The 537-nt window shown below is 42.3% G+C and carries 1 protein-coding gene; it reads right to left on the reverse strand.

Annotated features, from left to right (window positions below):
• Nucleotides 1-46 precede the first annotated feature (46 nt).
• Nucleotides 47-376 carry a hypothetical protein gene (locus R7E78_RS29940; protein ID WP_318059116.1) on the reverse strand — a complete coding sequence of 110 codons (330 nt, stop codon included), beginning with the start codon at nucleotides 374-376 and terminating at the stop codon, nucleotides 47-49.
• Between the last annotated feature and the right edge of the window lie 161 nt (nucleotides 377-537).

Below are 537 nucleotides of genomic sequence, written 5' to 3' on the forward strand. Positions count from 1 at the left end.
CTACGACGATTGATGGGCGTAACCGCTCAGATCGTAGCTTCTTGATTTAGTTCCATCGAATTACGCAACAAAGCCGTGTACCTTCTGGAACTTCAAACCAATAACAATAAGTCATTTCGTCATGACTACCGGTATCTGCATTAAGTTCAACGTCCATTTCATCCCATTCTTCATCAGTAATCCCCAGATGTTGAGAAAGACGACTTTCTGGTTTTTTTACAATCGATTCTTTAAAAAATCCTGTAGTACGCTCTTCTCGAACCGTTTCGTTGCAATAAGGACAATCAATAGGCTCACGACAAGCCCCACAAATCCCACCGCCTCCAACTTCGGTTACTGTAAAAAGAGCACCACAGAAAGGACATTTTTCTGCCATGAATTAACCCCACCTAATAGTTAGCTGCCAATTCTTTCACTACCTGAGTTTGACTCGCTATCTCTTTCTTAACGCTTGAAACGCGTAAGTGTTCACCAAGCCCCTATTGACAGAAAAAGTGTGACACTCAGCACTTGATCCATTCTTGGCTATTGAGTGAT

The organism is Vibrio sp. YT-19(2023), from assembly GCF_033337395.1.